Source organism: Kineococcus sp. AC630 (assembly GCF_979255925.1).
In genome coordinates this window covers 1-290 of record NZ_CEEDMJ010000065.1, presented here as the reverse complement: position 1 = coordinate 290, position 290 = coordinate 1, and the positions used below count along the sequence as shown (strand labels likewise).

Below are 290 nucleotides of genomic sequence, written 5' to 3'. Positions count from 1 at the left end.
CCTTATTATGACTACACACCTGAAAATATTCGTATGAAGGTGAGTTACTTAATGCAACAAAGTGAGATGATTGGTACAACGATTGAAGATAATTTGAAGTTTCCTTCAGAAGCGAGAAACCAAGCATTTGATAAAGATAAAGCACTTAACCTTTTAGAAAAAGTAGGGCTAGGTAATTATGATTTATCGGCAGAAATTGAACATATGTCAGGAGGAGAAAAACAACGTATCACAATTGCACGACAATTAATGTTTGAACCTGAAGTCTTATTATTAGATGAATCTACAAG

The 290-nt window shown here is 33.4% G+C and carries 1 protein-coding gene; it reads left to right on the top strand.

Going from position 1 to position 290, the window contains the following annotated elements; translation table 11 throughout:
- On the top strand, nt 1–290 hold a 290-nt coding region (locus AC0I8G_RS25870; RefSeq protein ID WP_471732504.1), incomplete at both ends, for an ATP-binding cassette domain-containing protein.